Genomic DNA, 18,818 nt, shown 5'->3' with positions numbered 1-18,818 from the left:
GAGGAGGACGTTGCATGACCAGCCGGAACACGATTGCGCTTTCACGAAGAGCCCTGTTGCGATCAGCCTGCGCGACCGGGCTCTTCTATTCAGGCCTGCCTCTACTGCAAGGGGCGCTGGCTTATTCCGCAAACCCCGGGCTGTCGCTGATCGCCGATCCCGACAACCTGCTCGACCTGCCGGAAGGCTTTACCTATCGCGTCGTCTCGCGCACCGGCGGGGTGATGTCGGACGGCCTGCTCCGCCCCGGCCGCCCGGATGGCATGGCCTGCTTTTCCGATCCGGACAGCGCCGATCGCTGCATCCTGATGCGCAATCACGAGAATTGGCCGGACACGGAGGATGGCAGCCCGTTCGGTCCGGACGAGGCGCTTGCCGACCGGCTGACCGCTGCCCAGCTCTATGACCGCAAGGCCGATGGCAGGCCCTTTACAGGCGGCGTGACGAAGACCGTCTACAACATGAAGTCGGGTGAGATCGAACAGGACATGCTCGCCCTTGCCGGAACCACAGGCAATTGTGCCGGTGGCGCGACGCCGTGGGGCAGCTGGCTGAGCTGCGAGGAGTCCGATGTGACGAGGGGCGATGGTGCGGGCAAACCCCATGGTTTCGTCTTCGAAGTGCCCTCCTCCGCCACCGGCCCGGTCGACGCCATCCCGCTGACGGCGATGGGCCGCTTCACCCACGAGGCGGCGGCGGTCGACCCGGACAACGGCATCGTTTACCTGACCGAGGACAATTCAGAGGGCCTGTTCTATCGCTTCATCCCGAATGAACCGGGCGAGCTTGCAAAAGGCGGCAGGCTTCAGGCACTGGCAATCAGGGGCTGGAAATCCGCCGACACCAGCAACTGGCCACGCGACTGGGGCGGCGGCGGTGCCGGGTCGTTCGAGACAGGCCGGGATTACGAGGTCGAGTGGCTGGACATGGAGGATGTGGAAGCACCTGATGGCGATCTCGCCGAGCGGGGTTTCGCCGCCGGCGCGGCACGCTTTACCCGCGGCGAAGGCATGGCCTTTGGCCGCCAGACGCCCGACAGCCCGGGCGATGTCTTCTTTAACTGCACCAATGGTGGCGCGGCGCGGACCGGACAGGTCTGGCGTTACCGGCCCGGCGCCGACGGTTCTGCGGGCATACTGACGATGCTGTATGAAAGCCCAGGCCCTGACACGCTTGACCTGTGCGACAACCTCGCCATCGCGCCATGGGGTGACCTGATCCTGTGCGAGGATGGCGCAGGCGACCAGTATCTGCGCGGGCTAACGCCGGATGGCACGATCTATGACCTCGCCCGCAATGCCCATCCGGACGGGTCGGAATTCTGCGGGGCCTGCTTCTCACCGGATGGCGACGTCCTGTTTGTCAATATTCAGGAGCCGGGCATCACGCTGGCGATCGCAGGTCCCTGGGCCTCCATCAGAAACGGCTGACAGAAAGCCTGATCGCGCTTCAAACCCTTGAACCGGTCACCAAGCCGCGCTAAATGGCTGAAACTTTTATCGAAGCTTTCAGCCATCAGCAGGATATATCGTCATGGCCGGTCACTCTAAATGGGCAAACATCCAGCATCGCAAAGGGCGTCAGGACGCCAAGCGATCCAAGATGTTCTCCAAACTGTCGAAGGAAATCACCGTCGCGGCCAAGATGGGCACGCCGGACCCGGACATGAACCCGCGCCTGCGCCTGGCCGTCGCCAACGCCAAGGCGGTGTCCATGCCCAAGGACAATATCGAACGCGCGATCAACAAGGCAGCCGAAGCCGGCGGCGATGACTATGAAGAAGTGCGCTATGAGGGCTTCGGGCCGGAAGGCGTCGGCATCATCGTCGAGGCGCTGACCGACAACCGCAACCGCACAGCCTCCGACGTGCGCTCCACCTTCTCCAAGAATGGCGGCAATCTGGGTGAGACGGGCGCTGTCTCCTTCGGCTTCGACCGGGTCGGCCAGATCCGCTATGGCGGCGATGTCGCCACCGAAGACGAAATGATGGAAGCCGCCATCGAGGCCGGTGCCGACGATGTCGTCTCCTCAGATGACGGCCACGAGATCTACACTGCCATCGAGGACCTGAACGACGTCTCCCGCGCGCTGGAAGAACGCTTCGGCGAGGCCGACGGCACGGCGCTGATCTGGCGGCCCCAGAACCTGGTGCCCGTCGAAGGTGAAAAGGCAGGAACGGTGTTCAAGCTGGTCAATACGCTCGACGATCTCGACGATGTCCAGAACGTTTACGCCAATTTCGACATTTCGGACGAAGACATCGAGAAATACGCCTGATTTCAGATATTTAGAGAAAACCGGCCCTTTTCGTCAGGGGCCGGTTTTTTCACATACTGCGTTACTAACAATTTAGTTGCTGGTAAAATCCGCTACTTTACTGTTTCCTGAGAGGGAAAATTCCGAAGGAGGAACGACCAATGATCCATCGTCATTTCAAAGCGGGTATCGCTGGCACCGTCCTGGCAACCGCGCTGAGCGTGGGGCTGGCCAGTGCGGAAGTGAAAAGCAGCGACTTCAGCGGGTTCGACACACTGATGCTCGAAGATTTCATCGGCACGGTCAGCGTGACCATCGGCGATGGCGACGGCATGAGCGTCACCATCGATGACCGCAATGGTGGCAAGGAGCCTGTGCTGGTCGAACAGCGCGGATCGACCGTTCGGGTCTACAGCCGCGACGAACCGGATCACAAGAAAATCTGGAAACAGCTGAACTGGCAGCGCGACGGCAGCAAGGCCTTCCGCAATTTCCTGACCGATTATCCGGTTATCCAGATCACCCTGCCCGCCGGTACCGACCTGGTTGCCGACGATCTCGCCGCCTTCGTTACGGTTGGTGACCTGAACAGCGACCTAACCATCGAAAGCACGATCTACATGGAAGGCACGATCGGCAATCTGACCAATGCCGATGTCAATATTTCCGGTGCGGGTGACCTGATCCTCGCCAATGTCACCGGCGAGATGAGCGGCAATATTGCCGGTTCCGGCAGCCTGAAGTTCGATACGGTGGGATCTGCCGACATTTCCATCGCGGGGTCCGGCGATGTGTCGGCGCGCCGCGTCGAGGGTCCGGCAGAGGTCGATATCCGCGGCTCCGGCGACGTCTTCCTGGGCGAGATCGGGGCAAACGCCGATTTCGACATCGCAGGCTCCGGTGATATCGAGGCTGGCAATGTGAACGGTGGCCTCGCCGTCAAGATCAGGGGCTCCGGCGATATCTCTGTCGGCACCATCAACGGGCCGACTGAAGTCGACATAGTCGGCAATGGCGATGTCAGCATCAAGGATGGCGATGCCGCCGACATGCGGGTCAATATCAGCGGCTCGGGCGACCTGGACTTTGGCGGCATTGCCTCCAACCCCAGCGTCTCCATCCGCGGGTCGGGCGATGTCTATATTCGCGATTATACCGGCAAGGTATCGACCAGTGGCTCAGGGGATATCACCATCGGCAATATCGTCATCGATGATTGATCGATCTCCAGAGGAAAAGATAAAAAGCCGGGTTCAACGCCCGGCTTTTTTATTATCCTGTTCTTCAAACCGGTGCCCGGACATGAAAAAGCCGGACCGCGCGTATCGCTGCAGGTCCGGCTGATTAGTGGACGTTTCCCATCCCTTTATATCTGTCACGTTGTTGTCTGTTATAATGTGACAGCTTTTAGTCACGGCAATACACCCCATGTCAGAATGAAAAACAAGACAGAATCGTCGCTGCATTGCAACAATTCTGACACATTTCGCGATCTGCGGGGTCATCATCGCCGGGATTGTTTATGTTGCAAGGAAATGGGCAACATGCCAAAAGCACGCGCACCATTCAAGCAAGGCCGGCGCTAACGCCGGGCCAGCCCAGAGATCAGGACACACAGCATGAAAATCAACGGCAACGAAGTACGCCCCGGCAATGTCATCCAGCATCAGGACTCCCTCTGGATTGCGGTGAAGACAGACGCCGTAAAACCAGGCAAGGGCCCGGCCTATGCCCAGGTCGAGCTGAAGAACCTGATTGACGGTCGCAAGCTGAACGAGCGTTTCCGCGCCTCGGAGACCGTTGAGCGTGTACGCCTGGAGCAAAAGGATCACACCTATCTCTATCAGGAAGGCGAATTGCTGATCTTCATGGACTCCGAGAGCTACGAGCAGATCTCGATCCCAGCGGACATGATCGGTGAGCGCACGGCATTCCTGCAGGACAACATGCCGGTCGTTCTCGACATGCATGAAGGCACGCCGATCGGCGTGCAGCTGCCCCAGCATGTAACACTGGAGATCGTCGAGACCGAACCGACAGTGAAGGGCCAGACCGCCTCCTCCTCCTACAAGCCGGCGATCGCCGATAACGGCCTGCGAGTGATGGTGCCCCCCTATATGACGACGGGCGAGCGCATCATCGTCGACACCGAGACGGTCGAATACGTCAAACGTGCTGACTAGATATATATCTGACGCCCTGCCCGGTTTTCGGAACGCCGAAGACCGGGTTTTTTCACACAGAATGTTACTAAATGGATAGTTTCGCAGGGCCCGGATTCCGCATAATCTGAACTATAAGCTTAGTCGAGGATATCATGCCGCGAAAACCATCTCCCATTCTGACCGAAGCCGAACAGCGCGTGATGCAGGCTTTGTGGGAGCTGAAGGAAGCATCCGTACGCGATGTGCACGAGAAGCTGAACGGCATGAAAAAGGTCGCCTACACGACCGTACTGACCGTCCTGAAAATTCTTCATGACAAGGGCTATGCGAACTACCGCAAGGAAGGGCGCGCCTTTGTCTATTACCCGGTACTGAGCCAGAAAGAGGCACGCCAGCGGGCGCTGTCGCAGCTGGTCAGCCGGTTCTTCGAAGGCTCGCCGCAGGCGCTTGCCGAACATCTCGTCGAACTCGATGAAATCGACATCAGCGACCTCCAGGCCTTGAAGAAAGAGATGAACGACACAACATCCTGAAGCACAGAGGGCGTGCCGGACCAGGGGAAACAGGGACATGGATCTACCCGGCCTTTTTACTGAAATTGCCTTGCGCCATCTGTGGCAGGGTCTTCTCATTATTGGCGTTGTAAGCCTGCTGCTCGCCGGCAGGCGTTTCTGGAGTGCCGAACACCGATCGTGGCTGTGGACGGCAGGCCTCGTCCTGTCAGCGGCGCTGCCGGTCGCGACACTCATCGACCTGCCGAAGATCGAGTTCGGTGGCACCGCAGAGGCTGGCGCGACGATGGCCGTGCCCGCCGCCGCTCCGGTCATCTATCCGGCGCAGGAAAACTTCTTCACCCCGCTTGCCGGGATCATCGAAATGCTGCCGCTGCCGCTGATCCTTGCTGCCCTCGTCTCTATCTGGATCGGCGTCAGTGTCTGGAAGATTTTCCGGATCGTGTCAGCAGCCCGGCAAACCCATGACCTGGTACAGAGATTGAAACCCTGCCCGCTATCGACGGACATGCTGCCGCGCGAATGGCCTGAAGAGATCGAAGTCATGCAGGCGGACGGCGTAAAGACCCCGATGGCGATCGGGTTGATGAATTATCGCGTCATCCTGCCGGAAAGCCTGGTTGCCAGCCTGCCGACCCATCAGATCCGGCATGTGCTGTCCCACGAACTTGCCCATATACGCCGCGGCGACCTGCAATTCGCGCTCATCCAGCGCCTGATCGAGGCCGTGTTCTGGTGGAGCCCGCTGACATCCTTCATCGGATCCCGCCTGCGCGAGGAACGCGAAATGGCCTGCGATGACCGGGCGGTCGCCATGAATGGATGCTCGCGCCAATATGCCAGCGCCCTTCTGGAGAGCGTTACCCTGCTGGTTGCCGACAAGCGCAAGCATGGCCATCAACACGGCCACGGATGCAGCGACATGCTGGCCCTGTCGGCCTTTGATCATCACTCCCGCGGTGCCTTCCGCGCCCGCATCCGCCGCCTGATCGGTCAGGGCTATCGCGCCCGGGTCGACATGGGCCGTGTACAGATCGCAGGCTTCTCCCTCGTCGGCGCTGCCGTTCTTGGCCTGTTTGTGTTCACCCCCCGCGGAGTGCTCGATTCCGGACTGGATATTGCCGCGAAGCGCCCCTATCTGACTGCCGGCATGGATACGATCCTCGACGAAGGCTATGCCAGCCGCGATGCAACACTGCAGGCCCTTCTGACTGAATTGCAGTCTGCCGACCCCCGGGCCGTCCGTATCGAGATGGTGCCTGCTGTGTCAGAGGCGCGCCTGCCGAAACTCGCGATTGCCTCTGCGTCGCGGCATGAGACAAGGTCTGTCCTGCGCAATGCATCCAGCAAACACGCAGAAGAACAGTGCGAGGAAGACCAGCACCACGACCACGATCACGACACTGATTTTCACATGGACATGAACGCCGATCATGACATCGACGTGGATGTGGATGTGGATGTGAATACGATCACGGCCATGGCAGGTGCTGCCATGATAGAAATCGAGAAAATGGAATTGATCAGCGATGTCGTGAACCCCTCGCCGGACATGACAACTGAAGTCATCATCATCACCCGCGAGGGCAACAGCAGGAAGGTCGTCAAGCAGGTCATCCGCCATCGCGACGCCCAAAGCCTCAGCATTGCCTCCAGGGATGGACGCACACTGACGATGACGCTGCAGGAAGGTGAAGACGGCACCTACGCTTATCAGATGTCCGGCGGCGTTGGCGAGATCGTCACCGTTCACTGATCCATGAGATACCTGACATGACGAAGGGCGGTCTCAAGGCCGCCCTTTTGATTTGTTGGCAACAGAAGGCCTCCAGGAAGCCTCAGCCGGCTGCCGCAAGTCTCTTTTTGAATGCCTCGAAATCGGCTGGCGTATCGATCCCTGGTGCGGCCTGAGGCACGATAGCTGCTGCGATGCGCTCTCCCGCTTCGAGGATGCGCAGCTGCTCCAGCTTCTCGATCGCCTCCAAACGACCGGCAGGCAGGGTGTCATAGGCTTTCAGACTGGCAGCGGAAAACGCATAGATGCCGATATGCAGGTAATAGGCGGTCGGGTCGGTCACCCTGCCGCCCTCGTCACGGGGGTATGGCGCCAGCGCCCGGCTGAAGTACAGCGCATCGCAGCCGCCATCCGGGCGCTGATGGCCCAGCAGCGCCTTGACGCAGGACGGGTCCTGTGGCGAGCCCGGCCCGTCCGCCGGTTCCGGCGCGAACGGGCAAACCAGCGTCGAGACAAAGGCTGGCCGTTCGCTGCCCAGCGCGGCGCGGTGTACGGCGATCAGCGCATCGAGATGGGCCGGATCGGTTTCCGGTTCATCGCCCTGCATGTTGACGATGATGTCGGCGACTTCTCCTTCGGCAGCGGCGACCTTTTCCGCGGCCTCGGCAACGCGCGCCGTGCCGGTCTGATGGTCGGCGGAAGTCATCACCGCCTCACCACCGAACCCGCGCACAGTTTCCAGAATGCGCTCATCATCGGTCGCGACGATGACCCGGTCCGCAGACGCAGCGGCGGCCTTTTCATAGGTATGCTGGATCAGCGGCTTTCCGCCTGCGACCAGCAATGGCTTGCCCGGCAGGCGCGAGGACGCATAGCGCGCAGGAATGACAATCATGGCCTTCATCGTATCACCGCTTTCCTGTCCATGCGGTCGTTGAGGGCCAGCGTGCCCGCAGCCACCAGCATCCCTGCCGTCACGCCGGCTGCATTGGCGAGCATGTCTGCCATGTCGGCCTCACGCACCCCGCCCATGCCCTGCAATATCTCCATCAGCCCGCTATAGGCGATCAGCAGGACAGGCAGCAACAATGCCCTGCCAAAAGGTTTCAAGGCAGCCAGGATCGCTGTGCCGCCGAGGGCACCATAGGCAACGAAGTGGGACACCTTGTCGGCATGGTCTTCGGTACCGAACAGGACGCCCGACAGCCATCGGCTGAAGGCAGGGCCGCCCGGCACGCCGTCAGGGTTCGGTATCAGGCTGAGGATAGTAACGATGAGCAGGAGAACGGCAAAACAGATGCGCATGGTCAGGACAAACCATCGCGCGCGGACAAATTCGATCATTCAGGCGACATCTCTCTGCTTGACGAAGGTTTCCCACTTGATCGCGCTGCGGACGATATATTCAAGATCGTCATAGCGCGGCACCCAGTCGAGCACGGCGCGGATCTCGGCATTGTCGGCGATCAGTAGTGCCGGATCGCCCTTGCGGCGGGAAACGACTTCGGATGGCAGCTTCTGGCCCGTCACCTGCTCGACAGCGGAGATCACATCGAGGACAGATGCACCGAAACCATAACCGCAATTGAGCGTCACGCTTGCTCCGCCGTTGCGCAGATAATCGAGAGCGCTGAGATGAGCCTCTGCCATGTCGGAGACATGGACATAATCGCGGATGCAGGTACCGTCCGGGGTCGGATAATCATTGCCATAGATCTGCAATTTCTCCCTGCGCGTACCAACCGCGATCTGGGCGGCGATCTTGATCAGGTGACGGGGGCCGCCTTCCTCGCCTGCACGCCCGTCCGGGTCCGCCCCGGCCAGATTGAAATAACGCAGCACCGCCGCGCCCATGCCGTTTGCATCGGCGATATCGCGCACCATGCGCTCGGCCATGGACATGGAGGAGCCGAACGGCGTGATCGGGTCCAGCGGCGTTTCTTCGCGGATCGGCATCCGGTCAGGCACGCCATAGACGGACGCGGTCGACGAGAAAACGATACGGCGAACCCCGGCAGCCGTTGCCGCCTTGATCAGGTTATAGGTCGCAATCGTGTTCTGTTCGTAATGGGAGGCCGGATTGTTCTGCTGGGCCTTTGGCAGGCGCTCGCCGGTGAAATGAATGACCTCGTCGATGGAACGGGCCTTGAACAGGCGTGTCAGCTTGGCGATATCGGATAGGTCGGTGCGCACGACATCGACGCCTCCGAGCGCCGGCGGCAGGTCAGCCTCCGGCTCGAGCGCGATGAAATCCTCGCCTGCATCCATCAGGCTCAGGAGCATGTGGGTGCCGGGGTATCCACCGGCATTCGTCACGGCAATGGTCACGGCGTCCTCCCTAAGGACCACCCCTAACCTAGGTGAATTCCTGCGCAACACAAAGCGTTGTTGATCAAGGTTTCGAAAAATTGAAGATTGGCACCCAATTTATGTGTCATGTAAGCGTAACAAAGTATGGTAAGTCCTGAAGATGTTGTTCAAACAGAAGCCTGAAAAAACAGAATTCTCGGCCCGGGCCCCCGATGGTGTGCGGGTTTACGCCATTGGCGATATCCATGGCCGGCAGGATCTGTTACTGGACCTGATGGAGCGCATCGAGCGCGATGCGGATATGCCGCACCGCATCATTTTCCTCGGTGACTATGTTGATCGCGGGGAAACCTCCGCCGATGTCATCGATTACCTGATCAACCTGAAGCGGGAACGCGGTGACGATATCGTCTTGCTGCGCGGCAACCACGAACAGGCCATGCTCGATTTCATCGCAGCACCGGAAGAGACCGCAAACTGGATCGAATGGGGCGGCGGCACGACGCTCGCCAGTTATGGCATCGACCAGATTGCAGGCGAGCATCCGGAAACCCTGCGCGACATGCTGATCGAGCGCCTGCCCGACAGCCATTTCCGTTTCCTGCTGGATCTCGCCAACTGGCATATCGAGGGGGATTATATCTTCGTCCATGCCGGCATGCGCGCCGGGGTGCCGCTCGAGCAGCAGCGCGAAGAAGACCTGTTGTGGATCCGCAATGCCTTTTTCGACCAGAAGCCGGGCACGTTTGGTGAGACCTGCATCGTTCACGGCCATACGCCGAACGAGGACACGCCCCTGGATGCCGGCTGGCGGATCAATGTCGATACGGGTGCGGTGTGGACCGGCAGGCTGACCGCCGTGGTGCTGGAAGGCACGCACAGGCGGTTCATCTCGACCTGATATCAGGTTCCGGTGCTGACGCTGATCAACTGCGGGCGCTGCATGGAGGCAAGGACCGCGCGCAGCGTGTCAACACTGCCCGGACCATCGGTAACGGCCAGCGCCTTGCCAAGCTCCGTGCCGTAATTGGCATCATCGACGATCGACAGGTCCGGCGACATGAACACCAGGCGGGCACCATCAAAGATCGCTTCGCGCCAGTGCTCCAGCGCCTCGCGGCGATGGGTCGATGAGGCAATGATCAGGTCCGGCACCGGCAGCGATAGCTCGCGCTCGCACAGGACGTCCACTGACGGCCCCTGCCCCAGCGTCACATGGCTTCCATGCAGGTCAGCGTCGCGGGTGATCAGGGCGGATACGACAGAACCATCGATACCGAACCAGTCCAGCATCGCCAGCATCGGCGCATCGGCGCCGATGACATGGGCATGCTGGTCGAAACGGCGGGCATCATCGAAGAAAGACTGGACACGCTGCCGATTGCGTTCCATGCGCCAGGAGAACGCCTGACAGGTCTGGGCGCTGGTCAGGGCGAGCGAGTTCTCCTCATCCCACAGTCGGGCAAGCTGGCTCAGCCATTCGGTATCGTCATAGCCATGATAGTCGGCATGGGTCAGGAAGACACGCAGGGCACCGCCATCGGTCTCCGTCATCCCGCCACGGATGATCTTGAGGCCGGCGGAACGTGCCAGCTGCTCCAGCACTGTCAGCGTGTACACACCTTGCGCATCGGCATGGAATGCCGACGGATTGTTGCGCATCAGGGCGAGCGAGGCATAGGCCGTCTCGATGACCACTAGGCCGTCCCTTGCCAACAGGCCCTTTACCGCCTGCAGGAATTCCTTCGGGGCACTCTGTTCGCCAAAGGTCGATATCGCGCTGATGACATCGAATTTCTCGCCGCCGCATTTGGCGTCGAGCTCTTCCATGACATCACCCTGTGGAAACACACCACGGATCGCTGTGCCCCATTTCTCCTCGCCCTGGCAACGCAGATGGCGGTCGACGCCGACACCGTCGATCCAGCGCGGCAGGTAAGACAGGAATGTGCCGTCGCCGCAGCCGATATCAAGGGCGCGGGCATCGCGTGCACTGAGCATTTCCATCAGGCAAGTAACCGTTGCACGCAGGCGATGGCGCACGGTGCGGCAGGCGGCATGATCGTGCAGCGGTACAGCCGGCATCTCCCAGCCACGCTGCAGCAGGCCACAGGCAGTCGCATCCTTTTCGGGATCACAGATCACCCAGCCATTGTCTCCGCCAAGCGTGAAAGCCGGCGTCAAGGCCCTGGAGCCGCAAGCGCGGCAATGTTCGATCTTGTTACTCATACCTTTTGCCCCAGACAGTTTTCTGTTTGTCGTCCGGACAATGCGCCCCACCCACTTAAAGGCAGGTAAAGGCAGGGATGAGTTTTACTCCGTTTCCTGAATTATTGTGTAAGCAAACCCTTAAAATCGTAGCGATCTTCAGGCTTCGTTTACGAGACTGAAAAGAGGGTAAACGGAATATTCCCGATTGGTTATCAGGAAGCCATGCGGGCAACAAGGCGCCGCATGAAATCCGTGCCCGCACGCATCTGGTCGAGGGAGATGAACTCGTTCGCCTGATGCGCCTGGTCGATTGAGCCTGGCCCGCAAATCACCGTGGACAGCCCGGCCTGCTGGAACTGTCCGGCTTCGGCGGCATACGGCACGACCTCTGTATGGTTATGGCCGGAGATGGCCTTGACGAGATCGGCGGCGGGGTTGTCGGGGCGCGGGGCAAGGCATGGCGCCTTGGTCATCCACTCGGTCTCGATGGAGCAGCCTTCGTCGCGCTCTTTCATCTGCGCCTCTATCTGGCGGGCATAGGCGGTGAACCGGCCATGGATTTCCGCCGGGTCATCCCCGGGGATCGACCGCAAATCCCAGTCGAAGGAACAATCCGCCGCCATGATATTCAGTTGGGTTCCCCCATTAATGACATTCACGGTCATGGTCGTATACGGAGGATCGAACGGGTTTTCCGGCGCGTCGGCGCGCAGTTCCCGCGCCATGTCCTCGATAAAAGTAACAAGACGGGCCGCAATCATGACGGCGGAAACGCCGCGCTGGGTCTGGCTGGAATGGGTCGTGAAGCCCTTCACGCGGGTACGGAAGGAAGAGATACCCTTGTGCCCGTCAATGACCTTCATCATGGTCGGTTCACCGACGATGACAGCGGCGGGGCGCGGTACTTCGCGCACGATTTCGTCGATCATGTCCGGCGCGCCGAGGCAGCCGACCTCCTCGTCATAGGAAAGCGCAAAGATCAGCGGCTTCTTCAGGCCCGCCTTCTGCATTTCCGGCACCAGCGACAGGCCGATGGCGGAGAAGGCCTTCATATCGCAGGTACCTCGGCCATAGAGCTTGCCGTCACGCTCCGTCACCGTGAATGGATCGGTATCCCATGGCTGGCCGGTGACAGGCACGACATCGGTATGGCCTGAGAGGACAACGCCGCCCTCCTCTGCCGGGCCGACAATGGCGTACAGATTGGTCTTGCTGCCATCATGGTTGGCAACGCGCTTGGTCTCCACGCCCAAGCCGTGAAGATAGGCCTCGACATCCTCGATCAGGTTGAGGTTGGACTTGGACGAGGTGGTGTCGTGAGCAACGAGACGGGAAAGCCAGTTAATCTGGTGGGAAATATCAGTCATGAGCCTTAGATAGAATGTTCCGGGCCAGAGGAAAAGAAGCTGGTTTAAAGCAGTTCTAGAGCATGCCGAGCCGATCGAGCACTCTCGCCGAGAAATCCTTTACCGGAATGCGCGGATCACCGGCGCGCAAGGGCGGCGGGTTCAGGCCACGCCGGCGCATCAGCCCATTGAGGCGATAGATCCGCCTCTGCCGGTCGCTTTCTTCTGAACGCCAGGTGATGCTGAGGGAAACGGACACTTCATCGCCGTTTTGCACCCAGTGCGGTGCCTTGACCGGCACATAGAGGGCATCGCCCGGGGTGAGGTCCCATGCCGTCGCCCTCGCCTCCATGGCCGGTTCATAGGCAAGGTTGCAGTGACCCCCGTCATGATAGGCTTCATGCTGGCGGGCCGTCACGATCTCCTCATCATCCGCCGGGAACAGGTGCATGGTTTTCTGGCCTCGTACCTGCAGGAGGATGTTATGCTCCGGATCGAGATGAAATGGCGTTACTGCGCCCGGTGAGGATGCGAAGATGAAACCCTCCGGCCTGTAGGCCTTTCCCGTCTGCTTCTCGGCCAGCGGCACGATCTGCGACAGGCAGTCCATCATCAGCTTGCGATAATCCGGGTCCGTCTCGATGTTGCGAAGCGCAACCCAGGACCCGGCCCGGTCAATATTGGCGAGTGTCTCGGCCACGGTCAGGCCATTGGACGGCGTCGCAGACGGGTCGGGTTGGCTGACATCTATGTTGCCGAGATTATATTCGACCTGATCCGCCGGCAGGGTTTCACCCAGCCTCGCAAGACGATCCGTTTCCAGCAGCGGATGGCTCAACAGGCTATGGCGGAGCTTTGTGGCGCGGGCGGGATAGGCAATTCCGAAAGCGGACAGCGCTTCATCGGCAAACACAGTCATGTTCCAGCCTCCATATCTCTCGCGCTGACAGGCCGATTGTCACCCAAGCGGCGTATACGCGTGCCCACCGCCGATGCATGCTCCAGAAGCCGTGCGGCAGTAAGCGGAAGACCATACCGCAATCCCTTGCGGGCGATGACGATCTGCATGACCGACACGGATTGCGCCCAGAGCCCCCTCAGGCAGGTATTCGCGCTGGTCGCACAGGAATCGACGAAACCTATGGAAGGCTCGTTCAGGAAATATTTCAGGCAGTGAAACTCCAGCTGCATGCCGGGCGAGTAGCTGGCGTAGTCCGCATCATATGCCACCTTCAGGGAAAACACCCTGTCTGCGCTGCGCAGATCGAGAGCGTATGCCACGCCTTTTCCCCCTACCGTCAGACGGCTGAAGATCAGTTGGCCACGTTGCATGGCAGCTTCGGCGAGGTGGCGGAAAAAGGCTGTCTCGGCCGGGCGGCAATTGATGGCCGTGCCGACCTCGCCTTTCCAGCCCTTCTGCTCCAACGCAAGGAAATCATCGAGCCAGTCAGCAAGCTGCGCCTGATCCTGCAGATGTTCGAACCGCACATCGCCCAACTCTGCCAGCCTGCGGCCGAGGCGGCGCAAGCGTTTCTTGCGACGGCTAGAGACATGCGCTTTCAGGTAGCCCTCCAGGTCCTGCGTCGCATCGATCGCGGGTCGCTCGACCAGTTGCACGATATCGCAGCGCCGGTTGCCCCCTGCGCAGAAGGCCTCCAGCGCCGCCCTTACGGCGGTATCTGCCGCCATGTGGGTGAACCGGCAAAAGTTTATATACGCAGGTGCCCTGTCGAGACACTCGGTCAGCATCCTCGCAAACACCACCTCCTTGCCCCGGCGCACCAGGGGGGTAGCGAGAAACTGGTGTGCATGCAGATGAGACCTGTAATGGCCGAGCGGCAGGTGAGCATAGCGCGCGTCGCAGGCGAAAACTGCCAGACCGATCAGCCGACCCTTCTCAAAGAAGGCGACGATGATCGCCTCATCCGGCCCGATGAGGCCCACAGCCGCCTGCGCTGCCCAGGGCTCGAGGAAAACATTGCGGTCTGCCACATCGGCAGACAATTCTTCCCACTGAGCCCACAAGGCCGTGATGCTCTCTTGCGAAAACGGCAGAATGTGCGCGCCATCGGCCCGGCATCCATCCTGTCTGTCGCTGTAAGCCATGCGTTTTGTCCTGTCAGTTTCCCGGCGCGCGTTCCTGCCAGACCCGGATTTATTAATCTCTCTGAAGTCTTGGCTGCCTATAACCATACAAGAACTATGCCTAAGGACCGTTAACGATGGCCGGGAATCCCGAGCATGAGACAAATGAGCGCGAGCCTTCGCTAGGAAGCAGGGTGGCGAAGGCGACTGCCTGGATCGTTGCCGGGCGTCTTGGCGTGCGCCTGGCCGGTTTCGTGAACATGCTGATCATTGCGCGCCTGCTGGTGCCTGACGATTTCGGCGTCGTCGCCATCGGCCTGACTGTCATGCAGCTCCTGCAGAATGTCAGCGACATGGGCATCGCCCAGACGGTCATCCGCATGAAGAACGCCACCAAGGCAGACCTCGACACGCTGTTCACCCTGTCTGCCGCACGTGGCGTCGTGACAGCCCTTGTCCTTGCAGGCATCGCCCCCCTCGCCGTCGCGGTCTATGGCGACGAGCGGCTTTTATCCGTGTTCCTGCTGATCGCCCTGCACCCGCTGCTGACCGGTTTCGTGAACCCGCGCTTTTTCGAGTTCGAGCGCGAGATCGACTTCTCCCGCGATTTCCGCGTCGCGCTGATGGCAAAGCTGGCGGAGGTCGCCACCGCGATCACCATCGCTGTCATCTTCCGCAGCTATATCGCGCTGATCGCAGGCCTCGTCGCCGGAGGCATGGTCCGGCTGGTCCTGTCCTATGCCATGCGGCCATGGCTGCCGGGGCTGGCGCTGTCCTCCTTCCGCCAGGTCTTCGGCTTCATGGGCTGGCTCACCGGCATCAGCTTTGCGGCGGCCCTGAACAACAAGCTCGACGCGTTGATCCTGGGGCGGATCGTCGGCCCCGCTGGCACGGGTCTTTACTATGTCGGTGAGCAACTGGCTGAGTTGGCCACGCGAGAATCCGGCGAACCGATCGCCCGCGCGCTCTATCCCGGCTTTGCAACACTGAGCGGTACGCCGGAACGCATGCGCGAGGTGTTCCTGCAAGGGGTCGCAGCCCTCGCCATCATCGCCCTGCCCGCCGCCATAGGATTTGCCCTTGTCGCCGACCTCGCCGTGCCCTTGATCCTCGGGGCGAAATGGGCCGAGGCTGTGCCGGTGATCCAGTTCATCGGGCCCGTGCTCGGCCTGCAATCGCTGGTACTGGCAACGCAAAGCTATGCCATGGCGCAGGACCGCCCGCAGCTGATCTTCTGGCGCGAGCTGGCGTTCTTTTTCTTCCGCACACCAATCTTCATCGCCGGAGCCATGATGTATGGCCTGATCGGCGCGGTTGCCGCGACGGCGCTGACCGGGATCGGGCACCTCGCCCTCAACCTGCATCTCTACCAGCGCCTGTCCGGTGCACCCTTCTGGCAGCCGCTCTGGGTCGCCCGGCGCAGCTTGATTGGCGTGGCAGCGATGGCTGGCCTGATCGTTTTCCTGCGTCCTGCCCTCGATAACCTTCCGGGCTTTGTGAGCCTTGCCGTCCTGGTTGCCGTTGGCGGTAGCGCGTTTGTCGGAACGCTGATTGCGTGCTGGTTCGCCGAAGGCAGGCCAGCGGGGATCGAGACGACAATCCGCGACAAGTTCCTCGTCCGGCTTTTCCCGAACGCTGTCTGAGAGAAACCCTGCAGCACTGGCAGCGCAGCCCATTCAGGGGGCAGGCACACTCAGTCCGAATTGCGATAACGCCCGCTGCAATGTCCCGGCAGATGTAAAATGATGAGCATGCAGCCCTGCCCTGATCGCGCCATCTACATTCCGCTGGCTGTCGTCTATGAACAATGCCCTGTCCGGGGCAGTGCCATAATGGCCGATGATATTCTGATAGACCGCTATATCGGGTTTGCGCGCACCAAAGCGAGCCGTCGTGAACGCTGCCTCACCGAATACGGCAACAATGTCAGGTGAAATCCGGGCAATACATTCCTGATGCAACATACCGTTATTGGTCAATGTGCAGATCCTTGTCTGGCTGCGCAGCGCGTCCGCGATGGAAAGTACAGCTGGATCGGGCCTCGTCGCCTCCCGCCTTGCGCGCACCCATCCCTCCTGATCGAGAGTGCTGGCAAACAGACTGTTCCATGCGTCCAGATAGGCAGCCCCGTTTTCATGGGCACCTGCCTCTGCTGCATCTTCCCATCCGGAGTTCAGCCAGTCATCTTCCAGCCTGTCGATCGCGATGCCCGTCGCCTCCGACAAAAGGCGAAGGCGCAAGGCGCGATCATAGCGACACAACACGTCATCGATATCGAAGATCACAAGCTCGATCATGGCATACGCCCCAAGAAATGAAAAAGCCCCGCGCAAATGGCGGGGCTTTTTGTCTGTTCGTCAAAGCGCCTAGTCGGCACCCTTCATCGCTTTCTTGATGATCGGCGAGATCAGCAGCATGACCACCGCGAGACCCATCGAGACATAGGCGATGTTGGTATAGACCATCGCATAGGTCTCCTTCGCTGCAGCGATATTGGTGATCTGGCCCCCCAGCGTTTCAACGCCAGTCGAGGATGCGATGACACCGGCGAGATAGTTGGACAGGCCCGAATAGAGGAACCACGACCCCATCGCCATGCCGACGACGCGCGCCGGGGCCAGCTTGGTGACAGCTGACAAGCCTACCGGCGACACCATGAGCTCGCCCATCGTGTGGATCCAGTAAATCAGGAACACGAAGTAGACGGCGACGAGCCCGGTACCGGACGAGGCGATCCCCGCGTTCAACGCGAGGAAGCCGAGACCGGCGAGGAAGACACCGAAGGCGAACTTGACCGGTGTCGATGGGTTGTACTTGCCGAGCTTGATCCATACCCAAGCGAGAATTGGCGCAAAGATGAAGATGAAGCCCGCATTCAGCGACTGGAAGACAGGCGCCGGCACCGGCATGCCGAACATGGTGCGATCGACGAGACGGTCCGTGAACAGGTTCAGCGAGGAACCGGCCTGCTCGAACAGCGCCCAGAACGGCATCTGCGCGATGATGAAGTAAAGCGCCGCCAGCATGCGGGAGCGCTCGTCGCCTTTCAGCTTCGCGATCGAATAGCCGATCAGGAAGATGAAGACAGCGATGCCAAGTGCACCGACAAACCATTCCGGAATGAGCTGGGCATTCATCACCAGCAGCATCGAAACCGCGATGATGCCGAGACCGGTAAGGTAGCACATGATTTCGACATTGAAGATGCCGAGAACCTTTTCCTTCAGCTTGGCCGGGTTTGGCGGCTCTGCATGGCCTTTCAGCCAGGGCTGGCCGATGACGAACACGACAAGGCCGAGCAGCATGCCGATACCGGCAAGGCCGAAGCCGTATTTCCAGCCATGGACGATACCGAGATAGCCACAGGCGAGCGATGCCATGAACGAGCCAAGGTTGATGCCCATGTAGAAAATGGTGAAGCCTGAATCCCGCCGCTTGTCACCGAAACCATACAATGCCCCGACGATGGTGGAGATGTTTGCCTTCAGGTAGCCGACACCGGCAATGATGAGCGCCAGCGAGAGATAGAGAATGTTCACATAAAGCTGTTCCTGCTCGATACGCGTCTCATAATCAGCCGTGGCGATTTCAGCTGGCAGGCCGACAGCCTCAGGGCTATCGATAATCATGGTGCCGCCATCTTCCGAGAAGCTGATCAGCGAACTTGCCTCCCCGGCGACGATCAGCTGGTTGGCATCACCGCCGCGACCGTCGAGGGTCACTTCATATTCCGTGCCCTGATAGGTCAGGATTTCGCGAGACCCGGAGCCCTCGAACGCCATGCCGAAATGGCCGAGCACCAGCAGGATCGCCCCGAAGGTAACCGCCTTTCGCTGGCCGAGATAACGGTCGGCCAGCGTGCCGCCGATGATGGTCATGATGTAGACGAGCGCTGTGTAGGCGCCATACATCACGGTCGAACGTTCGTCAGAAAACAGGAAGTGCTGGGTCAGGTAGATAACCAGCAGGCCACGCATGCCGTAATAGGAAAAACGCTCCCACATTTCGGTGAAGAACAGTATGGCGAGACCCTTCGGGTGCCCGAAGAAACTGGTATCCGTTTCACCGCCTTTCGTGTCGTGCGAAGGCGACGGCTCATGCTGTTGCGGATCGGGGATCGGCTCATTGCCGAGTTGATCGTTCTTGTCGGTCCCGTTGGTATCAGACATCAAAAACCCTCATCGCGGGTCTGTCGCCC

Annotated in this window: 17 protein-coding genes; 8 read left to right on the top strand and 9 right to left on the bottom strand. The window is 60.2% G+C overall.

Annotated features, from left to right (window positions below; translation table 11 throughout):
* Nucleotides 1-14: 14 nt before the first annotated feature.
* The 6 genes from FF098_RS15275 (at nucleotide 15) to FF098_RS15250 (ending at nucleotide 6,689) form a co-directional block, all read left to right on the top strand.
* On the top strand, nucleotides 15-1,430 hold the full coding sequence (locus FF098_RS15275) for an alkaline phosphatase PhoX (protein WP_155142164.1): 1,416 nt from the start codon (nucleotides 15-17) through the stop codon (nucleotides 1,428-1,430).
* 103 nt (nucleotides 1,431-1,533) lie between these two features.
* Nucleotides 1,534-2,277 (top strand): YebC/PmpR family DNA-binding transcriptional regulator, encoded by a 744-nt coding sequence (locus tag FF098_RS15270; RefSeq protein WP_155142162.1) that lies wholly within the window; start codon nucleotides 1,534-1,536, stop codon nucleotides 2,275-2,277.
* Nucleotides 2,278-2,417: 140 nt separating this feature from the next.
* The gene (locus FF098_RS15265) at nucleotides 2,418-3,476 is read left to right on the top strand and encodes a GIN domain-containing protein (protein WP_155142159.1); all 1,059 of its coding nucleotides are present in this window, start codon (nucleotides 2,418-2,420) and stop codon (nucleotides 3,474-3,476) included.
* A gap of 399 nt (nucleotides 3,477-3,875) precedes the next feature.
* Entirely contained in the window at nucleotides 3,876-4,439 is a 564-nt protein-coding gene (gene efp, locus FF098_RS15260) for an elongation factor P (RefSeq protein ID WP_155142158.1), read from the top strand.
* 134 nt (nucleotides 4,440-4,573) lie between these two features.
* Nucleotides 4,574-4,954 (top strand): BlaI/MecI/CopY family transcriptional regulator, encoded by a 381-nt coding sequence (locus tag FF098_RS15255; protein ID WP_155142156.1) that lies wholly within the window; start codon nucleotides 4,574-4,576, stop codon nucleotides 4,952-4,954.
* Between the two features lie 37 nt (nucleotides 4,955-4,991).
* Nucleotides 4,992-6,689 (top strand): M56 family metallopeptidase, encoded by a 1,698-nt coding sequence (locus FF098_RS15250; RefSeq protein ID WP_155142154.1) that lies wholly within the window; start codon nucleotides 4,992-4,994, stop codon nucleotides 6,687-6,689.
* Nucleotides 6,690-6,771: 82 nt separating this feature from the next.
* On the opposite strand, the gene kdsB is transcribed toward FF098_RS15250, so the two are convergent.
* Genes kdsB through galE form a run of 3 tightly spaced genes read right to left on the bottom strand, consistent with a single transcriptional unit; the run spans nucleotide 6,772 to nucleotide 8,996 of the window.
* Nucleotides 6,772-7,572: a 3-deoxy-manno-octulosonate cytidylyltransferase gene (gene kdsB, locus FF098_RS15245; RefSeq protein ID WP_188544151.1), complete on the bottom strand. Its 801-nt coding sequence runs from the start codon at nucleotides 7,570-7,572 to the stop codon at nucleotides 6,772-6,774.
* Nucleotides 7,569-8,012, bottom strand: coding sequence for a VanZ family protein (locus FF098_RS15240; RefSeq protein ID WP_155142152.1), 444 nt, complete (start codon nucleotides 8,010-8,012; stop codon nucleotides 7,569-7,571). The genes kdsB and FF098_RS15240 overlap by 4 nt, the downstream gene beginning before the upstream one ends.
* Nucleotides 8,013-8,996: a UDP-glucose 4-epimerase GalE gene (gene galE / locus FF098_RS15235; protein WP_155142150.1), complete on the bottom strand. Its 984-nt coding sequence runs from the start codon at nucleotides 8,994-8,996 to the stop codon at nucleotides 8,013-8,015. It abuts the gene before it with no gap.
* Nucleotides 8,997-9,138: 142 nt separating this feature from the next.
* On the opposite strand from galE, the gene FF098_RS15230 reads away from it, so the two are divergent.
* Nucleotides 9,139-9,879: a metallophosphoesterase family protein gene (locus FF098_RS15230; protein ID WP_155142148.1), complete on the top strand. Its 741-nt coding sequence runs from the start codon at nucleotides 9,139-9,141 to the stop codon at nucleotides 9,877-9,879.
* A 2-nt stretch (nucleotides 9,880-9,881) separates the two neighbouring features.
* On the opposite strand, the gene FF098_RS15225 is transcribed toward FF098_RS15230, so the two are convergent.
* From FF098_RS15225 to FF098_RS15210, 4 genes are all read right to left on the bottom strand, one after another.
* A complete protein-coding gene (locus tag FF098_RS15225; RefSeq protein WP_155142146.1) occupies nucleotides 9,882-11,207 on the bottom strand; it encodes a class I SAM-dependent methyltransferase in 1,326 nt (441 codons plus the stop codon).
* 194 nt (nucleotides 11,208-11,401) lie between these two features.
* The gene (gene argE / locus FF098_RS15220) at nucleotides 11,402-12,556 is read right to left on the bottom strand and encodes an acetylornithine deacetylase (RefSeq protein ID WP_155142143.1); all 1,155 of its coding nucleotides are present in this window, start codon (nucleotides 12,554-12,556) and stop codon (nucleotides 11,402-11,404) included.
* A gap of 55 nt (nucleotides 12,557-12,611) precedes the next feature.
* Nucleotides 12,612-13,454, bottom strand: coding sequence for a cupin-like domain-containing protein (locus FF098_RS15215; protein ID WP_155142141.1), 843 nt, complete (start codon nucleotides 13,452-13,454; stop codon nucleotides 12,612-12,614).
* Complete coding sequence (locus FF098_RS15210) at nucleotides 13,451-14,641, bottom strand: GNAT family N-acetyltransferase (protein WP_166426577.1); 1,191 nt, start codon at nucleotides 14,639-14,641, stop codon at nucleotides 13,451-13,453. The genes FF098_RS15215 and FF098_RS15210 overlap by 4 nt, the downstream gene beginning before the upstream one ends.
* A gap of 173 nt (nucleotides 14,642-14,814) precedes the next feature.
* Here FF098_RS15210 and FF098_RS15205 point away from each other — a divergent pair, with 173 nt between their 5' ends.
* Nucleotides 14,815-16,263, top strand: a complete 1,449-nt coding sequence (locus FF098_RS15205) for a lipopolysaccharide biosynthesis protein (RefSeq protein ID WP_166426576.1) — start codon at nucleotides 14,815-14,817, stop codon at nucleotides 16,261-16,263.
* 33 nt (nucleotides 16,264-16,296) lie between these two features.
* Here the strand turns inward: FF098_RS15205 and FF098_RS15200 are convergent, their stop codons facing one another.
* Both FF098_RS15200 and FF098_RS15195 read right to left on the bottom strand, forming a co-directional pair.
* Nucleotides 16,297-16,917 carry an HAD-IA family hydrolase gene (locus tag FF098_RS15200; protein WP_155142135.1) on the bottom strand — a complete coding sequence of 207 codons (621 nt, stop codon included), beginning with the start codon at nucleotides 16,915-16,917 and terminating at the stop codon, nucleotides 16,297-16,299.
* A gap of 69 nt (nucleotides 16,918-16,986) precedes the next feature.
* A complete protein-coding gene (locus tag FF098_RS15195) occupies nucleotides 16,987-18,789 on the bottom strand; it encodes a peptide MFS transporter (RefSeq protein WP_155142133.1) in 1,803 nt (600 codons plus the stop codon).
* Nucleotides 18,790-18,818: the final 29 nt, after the last annotated feature.

This window comes from Aquisalinus luteolus (assembly GCF_009712425.2).
In the GTDB taxonomy this organism is placed as follows: domain Bacteria; phylum Pseudomonadota; class Alphaproteobacteria; order Caulobacterales; family Parvularculaceae; genus Aquisalinus; species Aquisalinus luteolus.
This window is presented reverse-complemented; position numbering and strand designations above follow the sequence as displayed.

Excerpts from the sequence above, each read along its gene's own strand:
- FF098_RS15275 (WP_155142164.1), top strand. The coding sequence starts at position 15 with ATGACCAGCCGGAACACGATTGCGCTTTCACGAAGAGCCCTGTTGCGA.
- FF098_RS15270 (WP_155142162.1), top strand. The coding sequence starts at position 1,534 with ATGGCCGGTCACTCTAAATGGGCAAACATCCAGCATCGCAAAGGGCGT.
- FF098_RS15265 (WP_155142159.1), top strand. The coding sequence starts at position 2,418 with ATGATCCATCGTCATTTCAAAGCGGGTATCGCTGGCACCGTCCTGGCA.
- efp (WP_155142158.1), top strand. The coding sequence starts at position 3,876 with ATGAAAATCAACGGCAACGAAGTACGCCCCGGCAATGTCATCCAGCAT.
- FF098_RS15255 (WP_155142156.1), top strand. The coding sequence starts at position 4,574 with ATGCCGCGAAAACCATCTCCCATTCTGACCGAAGCCGAACAGCGCGTG.
- FF098_RS15250 (WP_155142154.1), top strand. The coding sequence starts at position 4,992 with ATGGATCTACCCGGCCTTTTTACTGAAATTGCCTTGCGCCATCTGTGG.
- kdsB (WP_188544151.1), bottom strand. The coding sequence starts at position 7,572 with ATGAAGGCCATGATTGTCATTCCTGCGCGCTATGCGTCCTCGCGCCTG.
- FF098_RS15240 (WP_155142152.1), bottom strand. The coding sequence starts at position 8,012 with ATGATCGAATTTGTCCGCGCGCGATGGTTTGTCCTGACCATGCGCATC.
- FF098_RS15230 (WP_155142148.1), top strand. The coding sequence starts at position 9,139 with ATGTTGTTCAAACAGAAGCCTGAAAAAACAGAATTCTCGGCCCGGGCC.
- FF098_RS15225 (WP_155142146.1), bottom strand. The coding sequence starts at position 11,207 with ATGAGTAACAAGATCGAACATTGCCGCGCTTGCGGCTCCAGGGCCTTG.
- argE (WP_155142143.1), bottom strand. The coding sequence starts at position 12,556 with ATGACTGATATTTCCCACCAGATTAACTGGCTTTCCCGTCTCGTTGCT.
- FF098_RS15215 (WP_155142141.1), bottom strand. The coding sequence starts at position 13,454 with ATGACTGTGTTTGCCGATGAAGCGCTGTCCGCTTTCGGAATTGCCTAT.
- FF098_RS15210 (WP_166426577.1), bottom strand. The coding sequence starts at position 14,641 with ATGGCTTACAGCGACAGACAGGATGGATGCCGGGCCGATGGCGCGCAC.
- FF098_RS15200 (WP_155142135.1), bottom strand. The coding sequence starts at position 16,917 with ATGATCGAGCTTGTGATCTTCGATATCGATGACGTGTTGTGTCGCTAT.
- FF098_RS15195 (WP_155142133.1), bottom strand. The coding sequence starts at position 18,789 with ATGTCTGATACCAACGGGACCGACAAGAACGATCAACTCGGCAATGAG.